Genomic DNA, 22,013 nt, shown 5'->3' with positions numbered 1-22,013 from the left:
CGCCGCGTCGCGTCCCGCGTGCCGGGCGGAGCGCTACCCTAGCCGCGCCCGGAAGTGGTCGATCGTGCGTCGCAGTCCGTCTTCGGGCGCCACGGTGGGTTCGTATCCCAGCAGCTCCCGGGCGAGGGTGAGATCAGGTCGCCGCATCTCCGGATCGTCCGCGCTGCGGGTGATGTACGTCACCTCGGAGCTGCTTCCGCAGAGTGACACGATCGTCTCGGCGAGTTGCCGCATGCTCATCTCGTGCTCGGTGCCGCAGTTGATCGGCCCGGTCTCGGTCGAGTCGAGCAGCAGCAGGATGCCGCGCACCAGATCGTCGACGTAGCAGATCGAGCGGGTCTGGTTGCCGGTGCCGTGCACGGTGATCGGCTCGCCGCGCAGCGCCTGGGAGATGAAGGTGGGGATGGCCCGGCCGTCGTCGGGGCGCATCCGCGGGCCGTACGTGTTGAAGATCCGGACGATCGCCGCGTCCAGCCCCTTGCTCCGGTGGTACGCCATGGTGGCCGCTTCGGAGAAGCGCTTCGCCTCGTCGTAGACGGCGCGCACCCCGATCGGGTTGACGTTGCCCCAGTACGTCTCGCGCTGCGGGTGCTCCTTCGGATCCCCGTACGCCTCGGAGGTGGAGGCCATCAGGAACCGGGCGCCGTCGGCGAGCGCGCGCTCCAGCAGGTGCAGGGTGCCCGCCGAGCCGACCCGGAGGATCTCCACCGGCAGCTTCTCGAAGTCGGTCGGGCTGGCCGGGGAGGCCATGTGCAGGACGGCGTCGAACCGCTCGGCCAGCGCCGGGTGGGGCGGCAGCCCGTCGGAGATGTCCGCCTCGACCAGGGCGAAGGACGGGTTGTCCAGCAGGTGCGCGACGTTGTCCTTCGAACCGGTGACGAAGTTGTCCAGCGCGACGACCTGGCAGCCGCGCCCGACGAGGGCGTCGACCAGGTGGGACGGCACGAAACCGGCGCCGCCGGTGACCAGGACGCGATGACCGCTGCCGAAACGCGGGGCTACCTTCATGCCGGCCAGCCTACTAAGGGTGCCCCCCGGATACGGCGCGGCATGCGGTAAGGGGCCCCGGCGTGGCACGCGCGCCGGGGCCCCTTCCGGTGGTGGACGTCAGTGCGCTCCCGCGCCGGTCAGCGCCCGCACCTCCAGCTCCGCGTACTTCTCCTCGTCGCGCTCCTTCGAGATCACCGTGCCGATCCAGCCACACAGGAAGCCGAACGGGATCGAGAGGATGCCCGGGTTGGACAGCGGGAACCACTGCCAGTCCTGGTCCGGGAACATCGAGGTCGGTGCCCCGGAGACCACCGGTGAGAAGAACACCAGGAACACGGCGGCCAGCAGTCCGCCGTAGATGGCCCAGACCGCCCCCGAGGTGTTGAACCGCTTCCAGAAGAGGCTGTAGAGGATCGCCGGCAGGTTGCCCGAAGCGGCCACCGCGAAGGCCAGCGCCACCAGGAAGGCCACGTTCAGGCTCTGCGCGAAGATCGAGAGCACGATCGAGACCGCGCCGATGACCAGGGCGGAGACGCGGGCGACGGTTACCTCCTGCCGTTCGGAGGCTTGGCCGTTCTTCAGCACGTTGGCGTAGAAGTCGTGCGCCAGGCTGGAGGAGGAGGCCAGGGTCAGACCGGCGACCACGGCCAGGATCGTGGCGAAGGCGACTGCCGCGATGATCGCCAGCAGGGTGGCCCCGCCGAGATCGCCACCGAGGAAGTCGATGCCGAGCGCCTCGGCGAGCTGTGGCGCCGCCGTGTTGCCCGCCTTGTCCTGGGCGGTGATCGCCTCGCTGCCGACCAGCGCCGCGGCGCCGAAGCCGAGCGCCAGGGTGAGCAGGTAGAAGGTGCCGATGATGCCGATCGCCCACAGCACGCTCTTGCGGGCCGCCTTGGCGGTCGGGACGGTGTAGAAGCGGATCAGGATGTGCGGCAGGCCGGCCGTGCCGAGCACCAGCGCGATGCCGAGCGAGAGCAGGTCGATCTTGTTGTAGAACGTCTGGGTCGAATTGCCGGCCACCTCGACGCCGTAGCGCAGCCCGGGTTCGAGGAAGGCGCTGCCCTTGCCGGAGGAGGCGGCGGCGTCACCGAGCAGCGACGACAGGTTGAACTTGTACTTCGCCAGCACCAGCAACGTCATCACCAGCGCGCCGCCCATCAGCAGGAACGCCTTGACGATCTGCACGTAGGTGGTGCCCTTCATGCCACCAACCGTGACGTAGATGATCATCAGGGCGCCGACCATGATGATGGTGGCGACCTTGGCGGTGTCCGCGTTCATGCCGAGGAAGGTCGTCCCCGGCTTGATGCCGAGCAGCAGCGCGACCAGCGCGCCCGCGCCCACCATCTGGGCCAGCAGGTAGAAGATCGACACGGTGATGGTGGAGACGGCCGCGGCGGTACGCACCGGACGCTGCCGCATCCGGAAGGCCAGCACGTCGGCCATCGTGTACCGGCCGGAGTTGCGCAGCAGTTCGGCCACCAGCAACAGGGCCACCAGCCAGGCGACCAGGAAGCCGATCGAGTAGAGGAAGCCGTCGTAGCCGTAGAGGGCGATGATGCCGGCGATGCCGAGGAACGACGCGGCCGACATGTAGTCGCCGCCGATCGCCATGCCGTTCTGGAAGCCGGAGAAGGATCGGCCGCCGGCGTAGAAGTCGGTGGCGGTCTTGGTCTGCCGGCTGGCCCAGATGGTGATGGCCAGGGTCACCGCCACGAAGACCAGGAAGAGCGTGATGGTGAGGTTGCGGGCGGTGGTGCTGCCCGCCTCAGCCGCGAGGACCGTGTTCATGGGTCACCTCCCCGATCTCGGCGCGGATCCGGTCGGCGACCGGGTCGATCTTCCGGTCGGCGTACCGGGAGTAGAGCCAGGCGATCAGGAAGGTGGAGAGGAACTGGAGCAGGCCGAAGACGAGGGCGACGTTGATGTTGCTGCCGAAGAGCTTCGTGCCCATGAAGCCCCGCGCGTAGGCGGAGAGGATGACGTAGAGCGCGTACCACAGGAAGAACGCGACGGTCATCGGGAAGACGAAGCCGCGCAACGCGCGACGCAACCCGGCGAACTCGTCCGACCGTTGTACGGCGAGATACCGCTCCGCCGCCGACTCGGCGGGCGCGGACGCGGGTGTGTCCGTGGACATCTGTGGATCACCACCTTCACAGGCCTGGGGAGTTTCGCGCACCGTAGAGAGCGCGCTCCCATCCAGGGAAGGCCGAGATCGGGGCCGGTCGGCGGCTGCGCCGAACGGTCTGCGGGTTGCGCCGAGTGACGCAGGTCACTCCGATGAGCGGTAGGTCGGGCGGGCGCTCGCCGGGCCACCACGAGCTGGTCGGTGGGCCGCCAGGTGCTGGCGCCGGGCCGTCAGGTCAGCTCGTGGTACCGGCCCCGGTAGTGCAGCAGCGGCATGGTCTCCTCGGTCAGGTCGACCGCCTCGATGGTGGCCTCGACCAGCAGACCCCAGCCGTACTCCCGGGCGTCGTCGAGCCGGCAGCCGGCCCACCCGCCGGCGTCGCTGGGGACCGGGCCGTAGGGGGTGTCGAGCCACGATCCGGTGGCGAAGAGCCCGCCCGGGGAGGGGAAGAGCCCGGCGAACCGGTCGGCGAGCTGCCGGTGCGGCGGCCCCAACGGCGCCACCGCGAACCGGCCGGCCCCCTCCACCGCCGCCCACAGGTCCGACTCCGCGTCGATCAGCCCGAGCAGCCGGTCCGGCTCACCCTCGGCGACCAGGGTGGACGAGACGGTCAGCCCCGCCGGGCCGGGCGCCGTCCAGAGGGTCACCGGCGCCGCCAGCCGACCCCGCAACCGGCGTACGGGCGAGCGCTGCCCGGCGGGCACCGCGAACGGATCGGTGTGGTGGATCTCGGCACCCGGCTCATGATTCACGTGAAACATTGTGCCGCCCCGGGCCCGCGCCCAGCCAAGGAAGCGCTCGTGCAGGTCGGTCGGTCGGGCCTGCGGGTGGAGTCGGGCGAGCTGATCGGCGGCCTCGGCCATCAGCCCGCCCAGGTACACCAGCAGCGCCGTCCGGTCGTGCCGGTACTCGACCAGCAGGACGAGTCGGGCCGGCTGACACGGCCAGTGCGCGCCGCAGGCCCGGCACCGCCAGAGCGGCCGCATCGGCAGATGCGGCACCCGCCTGCTCACCGCCGTTCCCCTCTGCCGGTCGGCACGGCGATAGCCGACGCGGCGATGATCCGCGCGCTGGCGGTCCGCGCGGCGACGGTCCGCGCACTGGCGCTACGCCGGGCGGGTTCCGGCGTGTCGGCGGCTGGAGGCGCTTGCCGCAACGAGCGTGATGACTCAGAGGCATATTTATGACTCAGAGGCATCACGCTCAGGGTCGTGTCCGCCTTCCCGGCGCGACACGCCCGGGCGGTGGTCACCACCGTCCGCCGTTCGCCCGCCAGGTCTGCGCCGGGGTCAGCCAGCCTGCGCGGCCCGGTCGCGGCAGGGCGACCGTCGGCGCGGTCGCCCACGCCGGCGGCTGGTTCGGCCGGCCCACCGACCCCTGCGGCGCGGTCGCGCCCGGCACGCCGGTCGCCGGTGCCACCTTCTTCCTCCGGTACGGCCACAGCGCGGCGTTCCTGCGGCGGATGAACCCGAACATCGCTGACTTCCTCCCGGTCTCGGGGGTCGCCCCGGTCGGGGGATTGACCGGGGCGACCCGACGCAGGACCGGCCGCCGGGTCGACGCCTCCACCGGCCGGGCCGCGTGTTCTCCACCCTGGACGGCGGGCCGGTCGCAGGGGAGGATGCCAGGGCTTACTACGCAGCGGGGTCACGTACTTACCGGAGAGGTAAGGATGAACGTCGAGATGTGGGTCAGGGCGTTGAAGGCCGCCCGAGCGGGTGCCGAGGTGTCCCAGGAGGGGCTGGCCGCCACGATCAAGTGGAGTCCGTCGACTGTGGCGGCGATCGAGACCGGCCGCCGCCGGCCGACCATGGAGTTCGCCGTCGCCGCCGACCAGGCCCTCGGCACCGGCGGCCTCCTCGCCGAACTACTCAAGGTGGCCGACCAGGAGCGGGGGCCGTCCTGGTTCGCGCCCTGGCGAGGCTACGAACAGCAGGCCACTCGACTGCGTGCTTTCGAAGCCTGCCTGGTGCCCGGCCTGCTCCAAACCGAGAAGTATGCGCACGCGGTCATCTCGGCCGGTGGGCTGCACGCGCCAGCGATGGTGGACGAGTTGGTGGCGGTGCGAATGGAGCGGCAGCAACTGCTGCACCGCGACGAGCCACCGCACTGCGTCTTTCTGCTCGATGAGTCGGCGCTGCACCGTCCGGTTGGTGGGCCTGCCGTGCTCGATGAGCAACTCGGTCGACTCCTGGGTGTGGCCGACCTGCCGTTCCTCCGGCTGCACGTTATTCCGCTGAGCGTCGGGGAGCACGTCGGGCTCGGCGGTGGGTTCGTGCTTGCTGAGCTGCCGGACGGCGACAGGGCCCTCTACCTGGAGAATGCCGCTCGGGGACACGTCATGGACGACCCTGAAATGATCGGCTTGATCGATCGCAAGTGGGATAGCCTGCTCGGCGAAGCACTGTCCACAGGCGCCTCGCTGGATTTGATCCGGAAGCTGAAGGTGACGCCATGACGATGATCAAGCCGCACTGGCGCACCTCCAGCCGATCGACGGACTCTGGCGGTAACTGCGTCGAGGTGGCGGACAACCTGCCTGGCGTGGTGCTGGTGAGGGACAGCAAGGACCGCTCCGGCCCGACCCTCACCTTCGCTCCCGACGCCTGGCGGTCATTCGTCGCGCAGACGCCTTCCGCTCCGCCGACCGATCGAGGTCCGGCCCTGCCCGCATGATCCGCCGGGCCCGACCTCTGCCGGGCCCGACCTCTGCCCGGCCCGGACGAGGCAGGGCGCTCTGCAGGCCCTTTCGAACTGATGTTGTGAACGAATCAAACCCGTCGGGCCCGGAGCCTGAGTCGTTGACGACATCAGCTCGAAAGGACCTCCGACCACCGTCCGCCGTCGGGCTCGCGCGAACCGCGCGGCCGACCCGGGACCGGTGATCACCGACACGGTGGCGCGGTCGCGCGGGGCCAGCGAGTCGCTGGCCGGCGCCGTGGTCGGTGCGTACTCGTCCGCAGGGCCGCGATCTTGTCGGAATCGGGGCCCTCGCCCGGACGGCCTATCGTGCCGGGCATGGCCTTCGTGACGCCGCCGCAGCTCGCCCAGTCCCGGTCCGTCGGTGCCGACTCGATCCTGCGCGGCGAGGTCGACCTCCGCGCCTACCCGTTCCGGCACCTGGCCGTCTCGGCCCGGCCCGGGTTCATGGGCAACAGCGTCACCCAGCTCATGGAGGCCGTCGAGCACCTGTCGAACTACGGCTGGGAACTGGTCAACGTCGCCTCGGTCACCGGCAGCCACTTCCTCTTCGCCTTCATGCGCCGGGTCTGACCCGCGCTCGATCCACCCGGTTTGCGGCGTGTCGGGCTGTCCGGCCCGTTGGACACCCCGACACGCCGCAAACGGGGGTGGTGCGCCCGAGGCGGGGGCGCTCAGGTCGTACCCCCGTCGGCCGGATCGTCGGTGGCGAGCGAGCGGCGGGCGGCGGCCAGTACCTCCGGGTCCGCGCAGCCGGCGGCGTAGCCGGCGATCCGGCGGCGGATGTCCCGGGTGAGCAGCCAGACGCCGACGCGGTCGGCGACCGGCCGCAGGAACGCCGGGCGGCACCGGAAGCTGTACCGCCAGGTAGCGACGGTGTGGCCGGGCTCCGCAGCGGGTGCGAACCGCCAGCCGCCGGCGAACATCTCGAAGAACCACGGGCCGCGCACCATCTTCATGCCGACGTTCGTCGGCGGCGCGAACGAGACGTACTCGCTGACCATGACCAGGCCGTGGCGGGAGCGGGTGAAGGTCCGCACCCCCTTGCCGGGGCGGGTCGCCCCGTCGGTGAAGTGCTGCTCCCGGACGAACGGGTCCCACCGGTAGCGCACCGGCGCGGTGGTCTGCGACACCGCGAAGGCCAGCTCGGGCGGGACCGGGACGGTCGCCACCGCCTCGACGACCGGCATCAGCGGCGCGGGGTGACGGTGGCCAGCAGCTCCGGCATCCGCCGGTCCAGCACGTCCCCGGCCAGGTACGAGCCGAGCAGTGCCGCCCCCAGCCCGTACGCCGCGCCGAGGGGCAGGGCCAGCCAGAGCCAGGCGTCCCCGAGCAGCGCCGCGGCCACCACCATCGGTACCGCGGCGGCCGCCGAGGCGACCATGGACAGCAGGGTGAGGAAACTCTTCGCCACCCCCGCCCCGGTGTTCATCGCGAACGGGTTGCTCGTCTCCGGCAGCGAGTACGCCCCGAGCACCGACACGAACCCGTTGATCGCCAACCCGGCCCCGTACGCGGCGAGCAGCGCCCCGCCGGCCACCCCGATCCAGCCGGGTTCGCCCAGCACCAGCGCGATCACCACCGACACCACGCCCAGCATCGGCGCCACGTACACCGAGAAGGCCGTCATCCGGGCGCGCAGCTCCAGCCGACCGGGCACCCCGGCCACCACGTTCGCCGCGTACGCGCTGCCGTCGAAGCCGAACTGGTTGGCCAGGGTGACCGAGGCGAGCACCCCGACGAAGAGCATCGACAGGCTGAGCAGGACCGGCGACGAGTTGCCGGCGGTGAGGTCCGGGCCGTCCTCGGCGGCGAACTGCGGGCCGCCGAGGTTCACCATCACCGGCACGAAGACCCCGACCACCGCGACGGTGATCAGGTTGGCCCGGCGCCGGGCGTCCCGCCACCAGTAGCGCGCCTCCCGGGCGACCAGCGCGCCGAACCGGTCCCGGCGCGTCCAGGCCAGCGCCCGGGGGAAGAGTTGCGCGACGGCCCCGCCCGCCGGCCCGCGCCGGCCCTTGGCGGGAGCGGCGCTGGCCGCGCCGACCATCGCCGACTCCAGCGACCGCGACCACCACAGCAGCAGCAGGCCGATGGTCACCGCCGTGATCAGCAACTTCACCGGTACGGCCCAGGCCCGCCCCTCGGCCACATCCACGCCGACCGTCCAGGGCGCGCCGAACGGGGTCCAGCCCACCACCTCGGCCACCCCGGCCAGCCGGTCCCAGTCGGCCTCCCGCACCGCCGCCAGCACCGCGATCTGCAACGGCCCGAGCAGGGCGGCGACCACCGCGAGCAGCACGGCGGCCAGGTCGCGTACCCGGCGGGACCGCAGCATGGTGGCGAACGCGCTGGTCAGCGCGCGGCTGGCGGCGACGCAGAGCAGCAGCCCCGCGACCACCCCGACGGCCGCGACCAGCCCGGCCGCCCAGCCGCCCAGCGCGGCGGCGGTGACCACCAGCCCGGAGACGGCGAGCAGCACCGCGAGCACCGGGACGCTGACCAGCGCCGCCGCGAACAGCCCGGCGACCAGGGTGCGGCGGGGCAGCGGCAGCAGCGCGAACCGGGCCGGGTCCAGGGTCTCGTCCACGCCGAAGAAGACCAGCGGCAGCAGCAGCCAGCCGAGCACCAGCAGCCCACCGCCGAACGCGGCGGTCATCAGCGCGTACCGCGGCTCGCCGGCGAAGCCCGGCGCGGCCAGCGCCAGGAAACCGCCGGCGGCGAACCAGAGGCCGACCAGGACGCCGATCACGAACATCGCGATCCGCCAGCCCTGGCCCCGGAAGTTGTTGCCCATCACCCGCAGCTTGAGCCGGACGAAGTGCCGGGCGGAGACCCGCCGGACCGGTTCGGCCGGGACGGTCACCGCGACAGCCACGACAGTTCCTCACCGGTCGCGGTGCGGCCACCGACCACCTCGACGAAGACCTCCTCCAGGGACCGGTCCCCGCGCACCTCGTCCAGGGTGCCGACCCGCTTGATGGTGCCCTCGGCGAGGATCGCCACGTGCGAGCAGAGCCGCTCGACGACCTCCATGACGTGGCTGGAGAAGACCACCGTGCCGCCGCCGGAGACGTACCGCTGGAGGATGTCGCGGATCAGCGCGGCGGAGACCGGGTCGACCGCCTCGAACGGCTCGTCCAGCACCAGGACCCGGGGGCCGTGCAGCAGCGCGCAGGCCAGGCCGATCTTCTTCTTCATGCCGGCCGAGTAGTCGACCACCAGGGTCCGGCCGGCGTCGGTGAGCGCCAGCACGTCCAGCAGCTCGGCGGCCCGCTGGTCGACCACCGCCGGGTCCATCCCGCGCAGCAGACCGTGGTACGCCAGCAGCTCCGCCCCGGTGAGCCGGTCGAAGAGCCGTACGCCGTCCGGCATGACGCCGAGCAGCCGCTTCCCGCCTACCGGGTCGGCCCACACGTCGTGCCCGAGCACCCAGGCCCGGCCGTGGTCGGGGCGCAGCAGACCGACCGCCATCGACAGCGTGGTGGTCTTGCCGGCGCCGTTCGGGCCGAGCAGACCGTAGAAGGAGCCGGCCGGGACGGCCAGGTCGACGCCCGCCACCGCGACCTTGCCGTCGAACTGCTTCGCCAGGCCGCGCAGCGCGAGCGCGGGGTGCCCACCAGTCATGCGTCCGACCGTATCCGGGCCGGACCAGCCGAAGCTCCGGCCGCAGGATGATCGCGCGTCCTCCCCGGGACGTACCCGTCCCTAGCCCATACCACCGCCACGGCCGGGGGTCACAGCCGTAGCGCCTCGGGGGCGTGCAGTCGGAGCATGGTGGCCCCGACGTCGGCCGGGGCCCGCCGGCGGGTCGCCATCGAGACGGCGACCATCACGGTGAAGGCGAGCGGCACCGTCCAGGCGGCCGGCTGCGCGATGAGCGTGGCCGGCCAGCCGGACAGCGGTGGCCCGAGCACGGTGACCAGGACCGCCGCCACGGCCGCCCCGCCACCGACCAGCACCCCGGCCGCCGCCCCCAGATCGGTCAGCCCGCGCCACCAGATGCCGAGCACCAGCAGCGGACAGAAGCTGGAGGCGGCGACCGCGAAGGCCAGCCCGACCACCTGGGAGACGTCCAGCCCGGAGACGTTGAGCGCGAGCACCGCCGGCACCCCGCCGGCGATCACCGTGGCCAGCCGGAAGCCGCGTACCGAGCCGCGCCCGAGCACGTCGGTGGAGATCACTCCGGCGACGCTGGTGAGCAGCCCCGACGAGGTGGAGAGAAAGGCCGCGAACGCGCCCGCCGCGACCAGCGCGGCGAGCAGCCGGCCGGTGGTCCCGTCGCCGAGCGCGGCCCCGGGCAGCAGCACCACCACCGCGTCGGTCTGCCCGGTGACCAGCAGTTGTGGCGTGTATATCCGGCCGAGCACGCCGTAGATGGTGGGCAGCAGGTAGAAGACGCCGACCAGGGCGAGCACGACCAGCGTGGTGCGCCGGGCGGCTGCGCCGTCGGGGTTGGTGTAGAAGCGGACCAGCACGTGCGGCAATCCCATGGTGCCCAGGAACGTGGCCAGGATCAGCGAGTACGTGGCGAAGAGGCCGCGGTCGTCGTCCCCGGCGGTGTCCGGCAGCAGCCAGTCGGCCGCGTCGGTGGCCACTCCGGACACCTCGGGCACCGGGTCGCCGGCGGCGAAGTCGAGGCGGTCGCCGGGGCGTACCTGGAGGGTCGTGCCGTCGGCGAAGGTGAGCGCCGCGCGGTGCTCGACCACGACGGTGGTCGCGGTCCGGAACGCCGGCCCGTCGGGCGGGGTCACCGCGGGCCGGGCGTCGGCCTGCCACTGCAACGCCAGGAAGATCGCCGGTACGGCCAGCGCGGTCAGCTTCAACCAGTACTGGAAGGCCTGGACGAAGGTGATCGCCCGCATCCCGCCGAACGCCACGTTCGTGGTCACCACGACGGCGACCAGCAGCGCACCCACCGGGTACGGCGAGCCGGCGACCGTGGCCAGGGTCAGCCCGGCGCCCTGCAACTGCGGCACCAGGTAGAGCCAGCCGATGAAGATCACGAACACGGTGGCCAGGGTGCGCAACCGGCGCGAGCCGAGCCGTAGTTCGCAGAAGTCGGGCAGCGTGAAGGCGCCGGAGCGACGCAGCGGCGCGGCGACGAAGAGCAGCAGGGCGAGGTAGCCGGCGGCGAAGCCGACCGGGTACCAGAGCACGTCGACGCCGTACTTGAGGATCAACCCGGCCACGCCGAGGAAGCTGGCGGCCGACAGGTATTCCCCGCCGATCGCGGCGGCGTTCCAGGTCGGACTCACCGCGCGGGAGGCGACCAGGAAGTCGGAGGTGGTGCGGGCCAGCCGCAGCCCGTAGAAGCCGATGCCGAGGGTGACCAGGGTGACCGCCACGATGGCCGGGACGACGTAGCCGTTGCCCATCTCAGCGCTCCGGCCGCTGGACCAGGTCGGTGAAGTCCTGCTCGTTGCGTTCCGCCAGCCGCACGTACGCCCAGCCCACCGCGATCAGGAACGGGAACGAGGCGAGCCCGAGCAGCAGCCAGGGCAGGTTGACGCCGAAGACGGTGACCCGGCCGACGGCCGGCGCGATCGCGAACAGCCAGGGCAGGCCGCCGAGCCCGATCAGCACGACCAGGCTCATCCGCAGCGCGAGCGCCAGCTGCGCCCGGACCAGGCCGCGGACCAGCGCCTCGCCGACCCGGGTCTGCTGGGCGAGTTCGACGCGGGTGCGTTCGGCCCGGCTGTCCCGGCGGGACACCTCTGCCAGCACGATGCGCGCCCGCCCGGGTGGCTGTGGCGCCCGGGGGGCCGGTACCGGATCGTCGGCAGCGGTCACCTGGGCAGTCTCGCCTGCTCAGCGCGGATGTCAAGGGTGTCCACCGGGGTTGTGGACAACCTGTGGAGAACGCTTCACCCCTGTGGACAACTCACGAGTTGAACATTAATACGGCATTAAGTTCCCGCGCGTTCACCCTTTGTGTTGTGGCGAGGTATGTCCTTGCCGGTAATGACCGCGCCCCCTACGCTGGGGCAGCAATTCCCTGTTTCCTCTTCATCCACGGGGTTTCTATGCGCAAATTCCGCACTCTGCTCGGCGCGACTCTCGCCGGGGCATGTGCACTGGCCGTGGTGCCGGGTACGGCATCCGCGGCTCCCGCCGCCGCGCCTCAGCAGGCGACGGCGGATCTCGCCGACACCACCGGGGCCTACTACGAGGTCTCCCCGGCCCGTCTGATGGACACCCGCGAGGGCCTCGGCGCGCCGAAGGCGAAGATCGGCCCGCTGGCCAAGGTCGACCTCCAGGTCGCCGGCCGGGGTGGCGTACCGGCCGCCGGCGTCGGCGCCGTCGTGCTGAACGTGACCATCACCGGCCCGACGATGGACAGCTTCGTCACCGCCTACCCGGCGGGCGAGACCCGGCCCGACGCCTCGTCGGTCAACTTCGCCAAGGGCTGGCTGGGCTCCAACAACGTCACGGTGAAGCTCGGCGCGGGCGGCAAGGTCTCCGTCTACAACCGCAACGGCTACACCGACGTGGTGGTCGACGTGGTCGGCTACTACGCCAAGGACAACTCGATGACCAACCGCAACGGTGGTCAGTACGAGTGGTACGAGCCCGAACGCGCCTTCGACACCCGCACCGACCCGGAGGGCAAGCCGCCGGCCGGCACCACCCTCGAGTACGCGCTGGACTTCGGGCCGGAGCGCAACCCGCACATGCGGACCCTGGTCACCAACCTCACCGCGGTGGCGCCGGCGAGTGCCGGCTTCCTCACCGCGTGGTCGGGTGCCACCGCCAAGCCGACCGCGTCCACGGTGAACTACGGTGCCGGCCGCAACGTGCCGAACACCGCGTTCATCCAGACCACCCCGTGCACCGGTGCCGAGCCGTTCCAGTGGTGCACCGTGGGCTCGCGGAAGTTCAAGATCTTCACCTCGGCCTCCGCGCACGTCCTGGTCGACGTGGTCGGCGCGGTCGACGACGGCTTCGCGCCGTATGGCATGCGTTTCGCGCCGAAGAGCCCGACCCGGATCGTGGACACCCGCACCAACCTGGGCATCGTCGGTGCCATCCCCGCCGGGGGGACCCGTCGCGCCGTGGTGCCGGGCTACACCCCGGAGACCGGCGTGGCGGTCATGAACGTGACCGCGGTGAAGCCGACCAACAACACGGTCATCACCGTGTGGCCGGCCGACATCCCGGAAATCCCGAAGCCGAGCACCAGCAACCTGAACCCGTACGCCAACCAGGTCGTCTCCAACGCGGTGCTGAGCATCGTCGAGCCGAACGGGGCGTACAAGGTGCACAACCTGAGCGGCAGCACCCACCTGGTGGCCGACATGGTGGGTACGTTCTACTACCCGGCCGCTCCGGCGGCCACGCTCTCCGGTGACGCCGGCAAGAGCAAGCCTCAGTTCGTGGGCGCCTCCCACCGCTGAGCACCCGCACCACCGAAGGGCGCCCCGGCCGACGGCCGGGGCGCCCTTCCCCGCTTCCGGCGGGTTCGGGCGCCGGCCCGTCCAGCCCGCGGTGGCGCCGACGAGGAACACCGTCATCACCGTCTGGCCGGCCGACACCGACCTGGCCAAGCCGGGCGTGAGCAACCTCAACCCGGCCGCCGGGCAGGTCGTCTCCAACGCGGTGCTGGGCGGGATCGGTCCGCAGGACGCCTTCAACGTCCACAACCTCACCGGCAGCGTCAACCTGGTCGCCGACGTGGTCGGACGGTTCTACCTCTACTCGGGCACCGCGGGCACGACCAGCGTGGCCGGCCGGCAGCCGCTCACCGTACGCGGCACCGGCGTACCGGGCTGACGTTCGTCGGGTGAAGGGCGTCCCGGCGGTGGCCGGGGCGCCCTTCCGCGTGTCCGCCGAACAGCCGGTTCCGGCCGGATGTGGCCCACCACCTTGCCATCCGCCGAGCACGACTTCTAACCTGGGCCGATCTTTCCCCCTCTCGTACATCTCGGGGTCTCCATGCGTATGTTCCGCGCCCTGCTCGGCGTCGTCGTCGCCGTGGCAGGTGTGGTGTCGGGGGTGCCGGAAGCGGCGAACGCCGCTCCGACGGCGCCCTTCACGGTCTTCACCGCCGATGTCGGCGACACGGGCGGCTTCCCCATCCGCGACTCCGGCGTCTGGGACGCCGGCAACTCGCAGATGTCCATGAACGCGTACGCGGGCGACGGGTTCTCGGTCTACGCCACCTGGGCCGGGGGGTTGGAGTACGTCGACGCGAGCATGCGTCCGCCGAGCGGCCAGTCCTGGAGGGCGGGACAGACTTACCCGACCCTTCCCTTGTCTGACGCCGAGAACGGCATGTTGAACATCTCGTCCAGCGGGCGAGGGTGCAGCGACAGTTACGGCTCGATCACCGTCAGGCAAGTGGGCCGCGACCCGGCCACCCAGGCAGTGATCTCCTTCGCGGCGTCCTACGAGTTCCACTGTGAACGCAAGCCCGAGGCGCTCCGGGGCGAGATCCGATGGAACTCGAATCTGGACTATCTGGCCGCCGTGCCGAACGTGAGCTTCCTCGAGTTCGGCACCACCGTCGAGGTCGGGGCCACTCCGGTCACCCGTACGGTCAGCTTCACCTCCAAGGGCAGCGCGTCCGAGGTCTTCGGCCAGGCGAGCCTGGGCGGCGCCGATCCGGCACAGTTCGCGATCACCGGCGACACCTGCTCCGGCCGGACCATCGCGCCGGGCGGCACCTGCACGATGACCGTGGCGACCCGCGCGAGCCGCAGCGGTGAGATCTATGGCAACCTCGTGCTGCCGGACAACAGCAGCTACGGCCAGCGCCTCCTGCCGCTGCGCTACTGGGCCTTCGAGGGCGTGACGGGCATGTACTACCCGTTGGCCCCGCAGCGGCTGATGGACACCCGGTCCGGGCTGGGCGCACCGAAGGCGAAGATCGGCGCCGGCCAGACCGTCGAACTGGATGTCGCCGGTCGAGGTGGGGTGCCCGCCGACGGAGTCGGCTCGGTGGTGCTCAACGTGACGGTGACCGGCCCGACGGCGAGCAGTTTCCTCGCCGTCTACCCCGCCGGGGAGAGCCGACCGAACGCCTCATCGATCAACTTCCCGGCCGGCTGGCTGGGCTCCAACAACGTCACCGTGAAGGTCGGCGCGGCCGGTCGGGTCGCCGTCTACAACCGCAGCGGCTCGACCGATGTGGTCGTCGACGTGATGGGCTTCTACGCCGGCGCCCAGTCGGTGCGAAACCAGGCCGGGGTGGGTGGCCAGTACGGCTCGGTCAACCCGACCCGGCTCTACGACTCGCGCACCGACGGCGGCGCCATCCCGGCCGGGAGTGCGACCGAGATCTGGGCCGACTTCGGCCCGGACCTGAACGGGCACGTCCGGGGCCTGGTCCTGAACGTCACCGCGGTCGCTCCGGCGAGGTCGGGATTCCTGAGCGTCTGGTCGGGTGACGGCCCGGTGCCGACCTCCTCGACGGTCAACTACGGTGCCGGCAAGATCGTGCCGAACCTGACCATCGTCAAGACGAGGCTCTGCACCGACTGTGGCACGCCGACCGCCGTGCCGTCCTTCGCGGTCTTCACGTCGCAGTCCTCGAACGTGGTGGTCGACCTGGTCGGTGTGATGGACGACGGCAAGGTGCCGGACGGGCTGCGCTTCCGGTCGCTGAGCCCGACCCGCATCCTGGACAGCCGTACCGGGCTCGGCACCGCCGGTGCGCTGGGCGCGAACGTGACCCGGAAGATCACCGCGCCGTCCAGGGTGGTCGCCGCGGACACCGAGGCGTTGGTGACCAACGTGACCGCCGTGTCCCCGACCAACAACACCGTGATCACCGTGTGGCCGGCCGACCTGGGCCTGCCCAAGCCGACGGCGAGCAACCTCAACCCGGCCGCCGGGCAGATCGTGTCCAACGCCGTGTTCACCGGGATCGGTCCGCAGGACGCGTTCAACGCGCACAACCTCTCGGGCAGCACGCACCTGGTCGCCGACCTGGTGGGCACCTTCTGGCTCTACCCGGGCACGGCGAGCGACCCGGCGGCGGCCAAGGTCGCCGTAACCCCGCGTTTCGCGCTCCTGGAATCGGGGAGCCGCGCCGGCACGACCGGCTGACTCCCGCCACCCTTCGACAGGGCGTCCCGGCTCGGCCGGGGCGCCCTGTCGGCGTGTCGGGAACCTCCGCCCCGCCCGGAGTGGGACAGGTGGAGCAGGGCCGGTCCCGGTTATGCCTGGCTCTACGGTCGGGACGACATGTCCGCGCTCGGCGCGGACCACGTGCTTCGCACCGCCGATGGCGCGACCTGGACCCGTTTCCCGCTCCCCATGTGACCGGGCCGGGAAAGGCCCCGCAGGGCGGCGCCGGCAGGCATTCCCTGCCGGCGCCGCGCAGTCACTCCAGGCCGACCCGTTCGGGCCGGGCGGTGGCGGAGCCGAGCCAGGTGTGCGGGTTGCCGTACCAGCACCAGCCCAGCTTCGGCGCGCCCTGGCTGATCCAGAGCGCCGGCACCCGCTTGTCCCCACAGCGCGACCCGACCAGCGAGAAGCACCGGTTGCTGGCCAGCGCGGCGGGGAAGTGGGTGATGAAGGCGATCCCCTCGTCGATGGTGAGCGGCAGCCGGTCCTGAGCGGTCATGCCCTCCATCGCGGCGGCCGGGGCCAGGTTGCGGAACTCCTCGCCCCGATCGACGTCGAAGAGCAGGTACGCCGGCCCGGCCGGTGCCTCCAACTCCTTGATCGGGTCGAACCTGGGCAGGTCGTCGAGGGGGAAGTTCCGGTCGAGGAAGCCGGGCTTGCGCTTACCGGCCAGCGTGGTGAGCGCCAGCCGGTCGGGCACCGGGACCAGGTCGCGGGTGGTCACCAGCAGGAACGGCACCCGAGCCTCGGTCGGGGCGGGCAGCCCGGCCGCGCCGCTGACCGCGGCATCCCGCAGCGGGGTGACCAGGTCGCGGAACGCGGTTTCGGTGAGCCCGGCGAGCTCCGGGTAGCCCAGGCGGATCAGCCCGTCGAGCTGGCGGTCGAACTCGGTGGCGGGGTCGAACATTGGCACGGTTGGCCTCCCGTTGTCGTAGGGCCTACCGTACAGTGTACGGCCTCCCGGGATTATTCCCGCTCAGCGATTCCAATCCTGCTTGGCCGCCCGCACCAGCTTGTCCTTCAGCTCCCGGGTGTGCCGCCGGCTCACCGGCAGCTCCGTCCCGTCGATCACCACCACGTAGCCCGAGTTGACCAGGCGCAGCTCGGCGATCAGCTTCAGCTGCACCAGGTGCGACCGGTGGATCCGGACGAACCCGGCGTCCGCCCAGCGCTCGGCGAGCGTCGCCAGCGACACCCGGACCAGGTGCGAGCCGTCGGCGGTGTGCAGCCGGGCGTAGTCGCCCTGCGCCTCCACCCAGCGCACCGCCGACCGGGGCAGCATCCGCGTCGTCCCGGCCAGCTCGATCGGAATGGTCGGGTCCTCCTCGGCCCGGGCCAGGGCCGCCGGGTGCGACGGCACCACCCGGGAGCCGATCACCCGGCGCAGCGACTCGGCCAGCCGGTCGGCGCGTACCGGCTTGCGGACGTAGTCGGTGGCCCCGAGGTCGAAGGCGTCCACCGCGCCGTCGTCGTACGCGGTGACGAAGACGATCGCCGGCGGCCGGGCGAACCGGCGCAGCACCCGGGCCAGTTCCATCCCGTCCAGGCCGGGCATCCGGATGTCCAGGAAGACCACGTCCACGTCGGCGTCGCGGAGCACCCGCAGCGCCTCGGTCGCGTCGCCCGCCGTGTGCAGCCGGGCCACCCGGGGATCGGCCCGCAGGTGGTACGCCAGCTCGTCCAGCGCCGGCGGCTCGTCGTCGACCGCCAGCACCCGCAGGAACCCCGCCGTCGGGTTCACGGTCACGATCCCGCCCGTACGCCGGGATGGAACTTCGGCACCCGCAGGCTCACCTTCGTACCCGAGCCGGGACCGGTCTCGACGACCAGACCGAACCGGTCCCCGAAGACCGACCGGAGCCGCTCGTCGACGTTGGAGAGGCCGACGTGCTGGCCGGTGTCGTCGGTCGGATCGCTGCCGGCGCGGGCCAGCTCCGCGATCCCCGCGGTCAGCGTGGCCGGATCCATGCCCACTCCGTCGTCCTCCACCGTGATGTGACACTCGGCGCCCGCGTCCCGGGCCTCGATGCTCACCATGCCGGTGCCGGGCTTGCGGGACAACCCGTGCCGCACGGCGTTCTCCACCAGCGGCTGGAGGCAGAGGAACGGCAGCGTCACCGGCAGCACCTCCGGGGCGATCTGCAACCGCACCTGCAACCGGTCGCCGAACCGGGCCCGCTCGATGGTCAGGTAGCGGTCGATCGAGCGCAGCTCCTCGGCCAGCGTGGTGAACTCGCCGTGCGCCCGGAACGAGTACCGGGTGAACTCGGCGAACTCCAGGATCAGCTCCCGGGCCCGCTCCGGGTCGGTGCGGACGAACGAGCCGATCGCGGTCAGCGCGTTGTAGATGAAGTGCGGGCTGATCTGGGCGCGCAGCGCCCGGATCTCCGCCCGGGCCAGCCGCTCCCGGGACGAGTCCAGCTCGGCCAGGGCGAGCTGGTTGCCGGCCCAGTGCGCGGTCTCCAGGGTGGCCTGCACCAGCCCGGGCGCGGGTGGGGCGTCGGCGACCGCCACCAGCGCCCCGACCACCCGGCCCTGCGCGCTCAGCGGCGCCAGCACCGCCCCGCGTACCGGGCAGTCGACCCGGTCGCAGTGCAGCTCCGACTCGCCGAGCACCGTCGACCGGCCCGCCTCCACCGTCCGCCGGGCCGCCGCGAGCAGCTGGTCGCCGTGGTGGCCGCCGCGCCCGTCGAGGGCGAGCAGCGCCTCGGAGTCGGTGAGCGCCAGCCCGACCGCCCCCACCAGGGTCCGCAGGTGACGTACGGCCTTCGCCGCGCCGGCCGGGGTCAGGCCGGTACGCAGCGGTTCGGCGGCCAGGCCGGCGGTGTGCAGCACCTCGTAGGTGGCCCGCTGGGTGGCGGTGGCGATGCCCCGCCGGCCGCGCAGCCGCAGCACCGCCCAGAGCGCGGCGGCCAGCGCCGTGACCAGCGAGACGACGCCGACGACGGCGGAGAGGTTGCCATCCACGCAGCGATCCTTGCCGCTGCCGGCCGCCACGCCAAGCCCTGGCCGGGCGTCTCCGGCGGCCGAGCGGCTAGTGCGGTGTCCACAAACGTTGGCCGGGTGGTGTGGGGTGCGAGAGTGTCGTAGGGGTGGTGTTGGCTTTGGTGTATGCCTCGTCGTCGTGATCCGTGCGGTCCTCGGGTGGTGTATCGCACTGCTCGAGTGGGGTTGCGGGTGACGGTGGGGCAGCGGCGGCGGTGTTTCGGGTTGCTGCGTTCGGCCGGTGACGTGTGGGCGTGCCTGTTGGAAATCAACGGGTGGCGGCGTCGCCGCGGGGACGCCCCGCTGGTGGGCTATCAGGAGTTGTGCCGGGAGTTGGCGGCGTCGGGTCCGGGCACGTTCGCCGAGTTGGACAGCACGGGTGCGAGGTCGGTGCTGCGCCGGTTCTCCGACGCGTGGTTCGCAGCGGCGAAACGCCGCAACAGCGGTGACGTGTCGGCGCGGTTCCCGCGGCGGCGGCGTGGGCTGGTGCCGGTGCGCTGGTATCACGGCACCTTCACGGTGGACGAGCGCGGGGTGCGTATCCCGGTGGCGAAGGGCAGCCCGTCGTTGTGGGTGCGGTTGGCCCGGGATCTGCCGTACCCGCCCGAGCAGGTCCGGTCGGTCACGCTGCTGTGTGAGGGTGGCCGGTTGTTCCTGGACGTTACCGCCGAGGTGCCGGTCGCCACCTACCCGCCGGGTGAGGGGCCGGACCCGGGTCGGGTGGCGGGGGTAGACCTCGGTGTGATTCACCCGTATGCGGTGGCCGGCCCGGACGGGGAGGGGCTGTTGGTGTCGGGGCGGGCGATTCGCGCCGAGCATCGCATGCACCTGGCCGACAGCAAAGCCCGCGGCCGCGCGGTCGCCCGCCGCGCCCCGAAGCCGGGTCAGCGGGGGTCGCGGCGGTGGCGCAAGTATCGCCGCCGGACCCGTCTGGTGCAGGGCCGGCACCGGCGTCGGGTCCGTCAGGCCCAGCACGAAGCCGCCGCCACGGTCGTGTCCTGGGCGGTCCGCCAGCGGGTGGGCGTGCTGCACGTCGGGGACCCCCGCGGCGTGCTCGAGGTACCGGCGGGGCGGCGGCACAACCTGCGGCTGCGGCAATGGCAGGTCGGCCGGCTCATGCAGGTCCTGACCGACAAGGCCACCCTGGCCGGTATCACCGTCCACCTCGTGGATGAACGTGGCACTTCCTCCACCTGCCCCGCCTGCCGGCGGCGGATACCCAAACCGCGTGGGCGGAGCCTGTCCTGCCCGCACTGCCAGCTCACCGGGCACCGCGACCTGGTCGCGGCCGCCATCATCGCCACCCGCATCCCGGGCGGCGGACCCACCACCCCCACAGCCGCAGTTGTGCTGCCCGGGGTGCTCACGCACCGTCGAGCCGGACGGCACTTGCCCGGTGCCGGCCGGTCCCGGCGTGACCCCCGCCGCCCAGCCCCGGTGGCGGGAGGATCAGTTGGCCCGCGGAGGCCCGCCCCACCATCCGGTGGGGAGTCGCTCGCCCGAAAGGCGAGGATCCACAACCCTCACCGGACACCGGGTGAACGTTCGTGGACACCGCACTAGTACGCGCCCTTGCGGGCCAGTACCACGCCCACTGTCCGCCACAGGATGCTCAGGTCGTACGCCAGCGACCAGTTGTCGACGTAGTAGAGGTCCAGTCGGACCGCCTCGTCCCAGGAGAGGTCGGAGCGGCCGGAGACCTGCCACAGCCCGGTCATGCCCGGCCGGACCAGCAGCCGGCGCCGCACGTCACCCAGGAAGTCGCCGTCGTCGGCGGGCAGCGGACGCGGCCCGACCAGCGACATCTCCCCCCACAGCACGTTGATCAACTGGGGCAGCTCGTCCAGCGAGGAGGCGCGCAGGAAGCGGCCCACCGCGAAGACCCGGGGGTCCTGCTTCATCTTGAACAGCATGCCGTCGGTCTCGTTCTGGTCGACCAGGCCGGCCAGCCGATCCTCGGCGTCGACGTACATGGTCCGGAACTTCCAGACCCGGAAGGTGCGGCCCTCGTGGCCGACCCGGGGCTGCCGGAAGAAGACCGGCCCGGGGTCGGAGATCCGGATCGCCAGGGCGATGGCCGCGAAGAGCGGGGCGAGCAGCAGCAGGCCCAGCCCGGCGGCGACCCGGTCCATCAGGCTCTTCATCAGCAGCGCCGGGCCCGACAGGGTCGGCTCCTCGACGTGCAGCAGCGGCAGGCCCTCGATCGGGCGGATGTGCACCCGGGGGCCGGCGATGTCGGTCAGCTGCGGGGCGACCACCAGGTCGACGCCGGAGCCCTCCAACTGCCAGGCCAGCCGGCGCAGCTCACCCGGCTCGGCGCTGGCCGAGCCGCAGACCGCGATCGTGTCGCCGCCGACCTCGCGGACCAGGGCGAGGACGTCCCGGCCGGCGTACACCGGAACCGGGGTCTCGATGCCCCGGGCGGCGGCGTACCCGTCGGTGATGTGGATGGCGACCGGCACCAGGCCGGCGCCCGGGTTGCGGGTGACCGCCGTGTAGACCTCCAGCGCCTCCGGGAGCGTGCCCACCAGCACCATCCGGTGCCCGGCGTGACCGGCCCGGCGACGGACCATGTGCAGCAGGAAGCGGGCGGTCAGCCGGCCCACCAGGACCAGCGTCAACGCCCCGAGCAGGGCGAAACCGACCGTGTAGCGGGAAAGGTCGGTCTTGGTGGCGAACGCGATGAAGGAGACCGTCGCGGCGACCGCCACCCCACCCCGGATGACCCGCTTGAACTCGTCGGGGCCCAGGCCGAGATAGCGCCGGTCGTAGGCGCGGTTGCCCCAGAGGATGACCACCCAGCCGAGCGGCAGCAGCAGGAACGCCACCGTGTAGAACCAGGTGGGGTCCTCCTGGGCGTTGTAGAAACCCGCCCGCGCCTGGCCGAACGCCTCCTGGGCCATCCAGTCGGCCAGCATCACGGCGGCGAAGTCGAGCAGCAGCAGGGCGATGGTGTACGGGCGGTGCCAGCGCGACACCCGGCGACGGGCCCTCGCCCACCCCGACCGGGGGACGCCGTTGTGCGACGGCGGTGTCGGCGGCTGGATCTCGAAGCTGTCGACGTGCCGCACGAGTTTGCTCCGGCCTGTGTTGGTTACCGGGCGCTGGAGGCTTGTCGTCACCTCACCCATGTCCT

Annotated in this window: 21 protein-coding genes; 7 read left to right on the top strand and 14 right to left on the bottom strand. The window is 72.0% G+C overall.

The genetic code is table 11. The features are described 5' to 3' along the window. Positions 1-33: 33 nt before the first annotated feature. The 5 genes from ACTMS9_RS26250 to ACTMS9_RS26230 all read right to left on the bottom strand — a co-directional run bounded on the left by ACTMS9_RS26250 (position 34) and on the right by ACTMS9_RS26230 (position 4,597). Entirely contained in the window at positions 34-1,008 is a 975-nt protein-coding gene (locus ACTMS9_RS26250; protein WP_441143821.1) for an NAD-dependent epimerase/dehydratase family protein, read from the bottom strand. Positions 1,009-1,107: 99 nt separating this feature from the next. After that, the gene (locus ACTMS9_RS26245; RefSeq protein ID WP_441166257.1) at positions 1,108-2,781 is read right to left on the bottom strand and encodes a solute symporter family protein; all 1,674 of its coding nucleotides are present in this window, start codon (positions 2,779-2,781) and stop codon (positions 1,108-1,110) included. Continuing rightward, entirely contained in the window at positions 2,759-3,130 is a 372-nt protein-coding gene (locus ACTMS9_RS26240) for a DUF485 domain-containing protein (RefSeq protein WP_441143823.1), read from the bottom strand. Before ACTMS9_RS26240 ends, ACTMS9_RS26245 begins: the two co-directional genes overlap by 23 nt. Before the next feature lie 221 nt (positions 3,131-3,351). Continuing rightward, entirely contained in the window at positions 3,352-4,107 is a 756-nt protein-coding gene (locus ACTMS9_RS26235; protein WP_441144033.1) for a flavin reductase family protein, read from the bottom strand. A gap of 262 nt (positions 4,108-4,369) precedes the next feature. After that, positions 4,370-4,597, bottom strand: a complete 228-nt coding sequence (locus ACTMS9_RS26230; protein ID WP_441166256.1) for a hypothetical protein — start codon at positions 4,595-4,597, stop codon at positions 4,370-4,372. A gap of 196 nt (positions 4,598-4,793) precedes the next feature. On the opposite strand from ACTMS9_RS26230, the gene ACTMS9_RS26225 reads away from it, so the two are divergent. The 3 genes from ACTMS9_RS26225 to ACTMS9_RS26215 all read left to right on the top strand — a co-directional run bounded on the left by ACTMS9_RS26225 (position 4,794) and on the right by ACTMS9_RS26215 (position 6,394). Further along, entirely contained in the window at positions 4,794-5,579 is a 786-nt protein-coding gene (locus ACTMS9_RS26225) for a helix-turn-helix domain-containing protein (RefSeq protein WP_441143827.1), read from the top strand. Continuing rightward, positions 5,576-5,797 (top strand): DUF397 domain-containing protein, encoded by a 222-nt coding sequence (locus ACTMS9_RS26220; RefSeq protein WP_441143829.1) that lies wholly within the window; start codon positions 5,576-5,578, stop codon positions 5,795-5,797. The genes ACTMS9_RS26225 and ACTMS9_RS26220 overlap by 4 nt, the downstream gene beginning before the upstream one ends. 342 nt (positions 5,798-6,139) lie before the next feature. After that, a complete protein-coding gene (locus tag ACTMS9_RS26215; protein ID WP_441143831.1) occupies positions 6,140-6,394 on the top strand; it encodes a hypothetical protein in 255 nt (84 codons plus the stop codon). Between the two features lie 101 nt (positions 6,395-6,495). Here the strand turns inward: ACTMS9_RS26215 and ACTMS9_RS26210 are convergent, their stop codons facing one another. From ACTMS9_RS26210 to ACTMS9_RS26190, 5 genes are all read right to left on the bottom strand, one after another. Continuing rightward, complete coding sequence (locus ACTMS9_RS26210) at positions 6,496-7,011, bottom strand: SRPBCC family protein (RefSeq protein WP_441166255.1); 516 nt, start codon at positions 7,009-7,011, stop codon at positions 6,496-6,498. Beyond that, on the bottom strand, positions 7,011-8,699 hold the full coding sequence (locus ACTMS9_RS26205) for an ABC transporter permease (protein ID WP_441143835.1): 1,689 nt from the start codon (positions 8,697-8,699) through the stop codon (positions 7,011-7,013). The genes ACTMS9_RS26210 and ACTMS9_RS26205 overlap by 1 nt, the downstream gene beginning before the upstream one ends. Then, positions 8,684-9,448 (bottom strand): ABC transporter ATP-binding protein, encoded by a 765-nt coding sequence (locus ACTMS9_RS26200; protein WP_441143837.1) that lies wholly within the window; start codon positions 9,446-9,448, stop codon positions 8,684-8,686. Before ACTMS9_RS26200 ends, ACTMS9_RS26205 begins: the two co-directional genes overlap by 16 nt. Positions 9,449-9,558: 110 nt before the next feature. After that, the gene (locus ACTMS9_RS26195; protein WP_441143839.1) at positions 9,559-11,199 is read right to left on the bottom strand and encodes a sodium/solute symporter; all 1,641 of its coding nucleotides are present in this window, start codon (positions 11,197-11,199) and stop codon (positions 9,559-9,561) included. Position 11,200: 1 nt separating this feature from the next. Then, positions 11,201-11,614 (bottom strand): hypothetical protein, encoded by a 414-nt coding sequence (locus ACTMS9_RS26190; RefSeq protein ID WP_088959760.1) that lies wholly within the window; start codon positions 11,612-11,614, stop codon positions 11,201-11,203. Positions 11,615-11,847: 233 nt separating this feature from the next. Between ACTMS9_RS26190 and ACTMS9_RS26185 the strand changes: the two genes are divergently transcribed. The 3 genes from ACTMS9_RS26185 (at position 11,848) to ACTMS9_RS26175 (ending at position 15,871) form a co-directional block, all read left to right on the top strand. After that, positions 11,848-13,218: a hypothetical protein gene (locus tag ACTMS9_RS26185; RefSeq protein WP_441166254.1), complete on the top strand. Its 1,371-nt coding sequence runs from the start codon at positions 11,848-11,850 to the stop codon at positions 13,216-13,218. A gap of 91 nt (positions 13,219-13,309) precedes the next feature. After that, positions 13,310-13,594 (top strand): hypothetical protein, encoded by a 285-nt coding sequence (locus tag ACTMS9_RS26180; protein ID WP_441143843.1) that lies wholly within the window; start codon positions 13,310-13,312, stop codon positions 13,592-13,594. 162 nt (positions 13,595-13,756) lie between these two features. Beyond that, entirely contained in the window at positions 13,757-15,871 is a 2,115-nt protein-coding gene (locus ACTMS9_RS26175; protein WP_441166253.1) for a choice-of-anchor D domain-containing protein, read from the top strand. A 277-nt stretch (positions 15,872-16,148) separates the two neighbouring features. Here ACTMS9_RS26175 and ACTMS9_RS26170 read toward each other — a convergent pair whose 3' ends face one another. The 3 genes from ACTMS9_RS26170 to ACTMS9_RS26160 all read right to left on the bottom strand — a co-directional run bounded on the left by ACTMS9_RS26170 (position 16,149) and on the right by ACTMS9_RS26160 (position 18,859). Continuing rightward, positions 16,149-16,799: a DUF5701 family protein gene (locus tag ACTMS9_RS26170; RefSeq protein ID WP_441144035.1), complete on the bottom strand. Its 651-nt coding sequence runs from the start codon at positions 16,797-16,799 to the stop codon at positions 16,149-16,151. Between the two features lie 69 nt (positions 16,800-16,868). Then, positions 16,869-17,639, bottom strand: coding sequence for a LytR/AlgR family response regulator transcription factor (locus tag ACTMS9_RS26165; RefSeq protein ID WP_441143847.1), 771 nt, complete (start codon positions 17,637-17,639; stop codon positions 16,869-16,871). Next, on the bottom strand, positions 17,636-18,859 hold the full coding sequence (locus ACTMS9_RS26160) for a sensor histidine kinase (RefSeq protein WP_441166252.1): 1,224 nt from the start codon (positions 18,857-18,859) through the stop codon (positions 17,636-17,638). The genes ACTMS9_RS26165 and ACTMS9_RS26160 overlap by 4 nt, the downstream gene beginning before the upstream one ends. 144 nt (positions 18,860-19,003) lie before the next feature. Here ACTMS9_RS26160 and ACTMS9_RS26155 point away from each other — a divergent pair, with 144 nt between their 5' ends. Further along, on the top strand, positions 19,004-20,440 hold the full coding sequence (locus ACTMS9_RS26155) for an RNA-guided endonuclease InsQ/TnpB family protein (protein ID WP_441166251.1): 1,437 nt from the start codon (positions 19,004-19,006) through the stop codon (positions 20,438-20,440). Here ACTMS9_RS26155 and ACTMS9_RS26150 read toward each other — a convergent pair. After that, complete coding sequence (locus ACTMS9_RS26150) at positions 20,437-22,008, bottom strand: sugar transferase (RefSeq protein ID WP_441144037.1); 1,572 nt, start codon at positions 22,006-22,008, stop codon at positions 20,437-20,439. The genes ACTMS9_RS26155 and ACTMS9_RS26150 overlap by 4 nt on opposite strands. Between the last annotated feature and the right edge of the window lie 5 nt (positions 22,009-22,013).

This window comes from Micromonospora sp. L31, from assembly GCF_052068075.1.
Classification (GTDB): Bacteria; Actinomycetota; Actinomycetes; order Mycobacteriales; family Micromonosporaceae; genus Micromonospora; species Micromonospora purpureochromogenes.
Note: the sequence above shows the minus strand (reverse complement) of the source record. Positions and strands in the feature narration are given on the sequence as shown.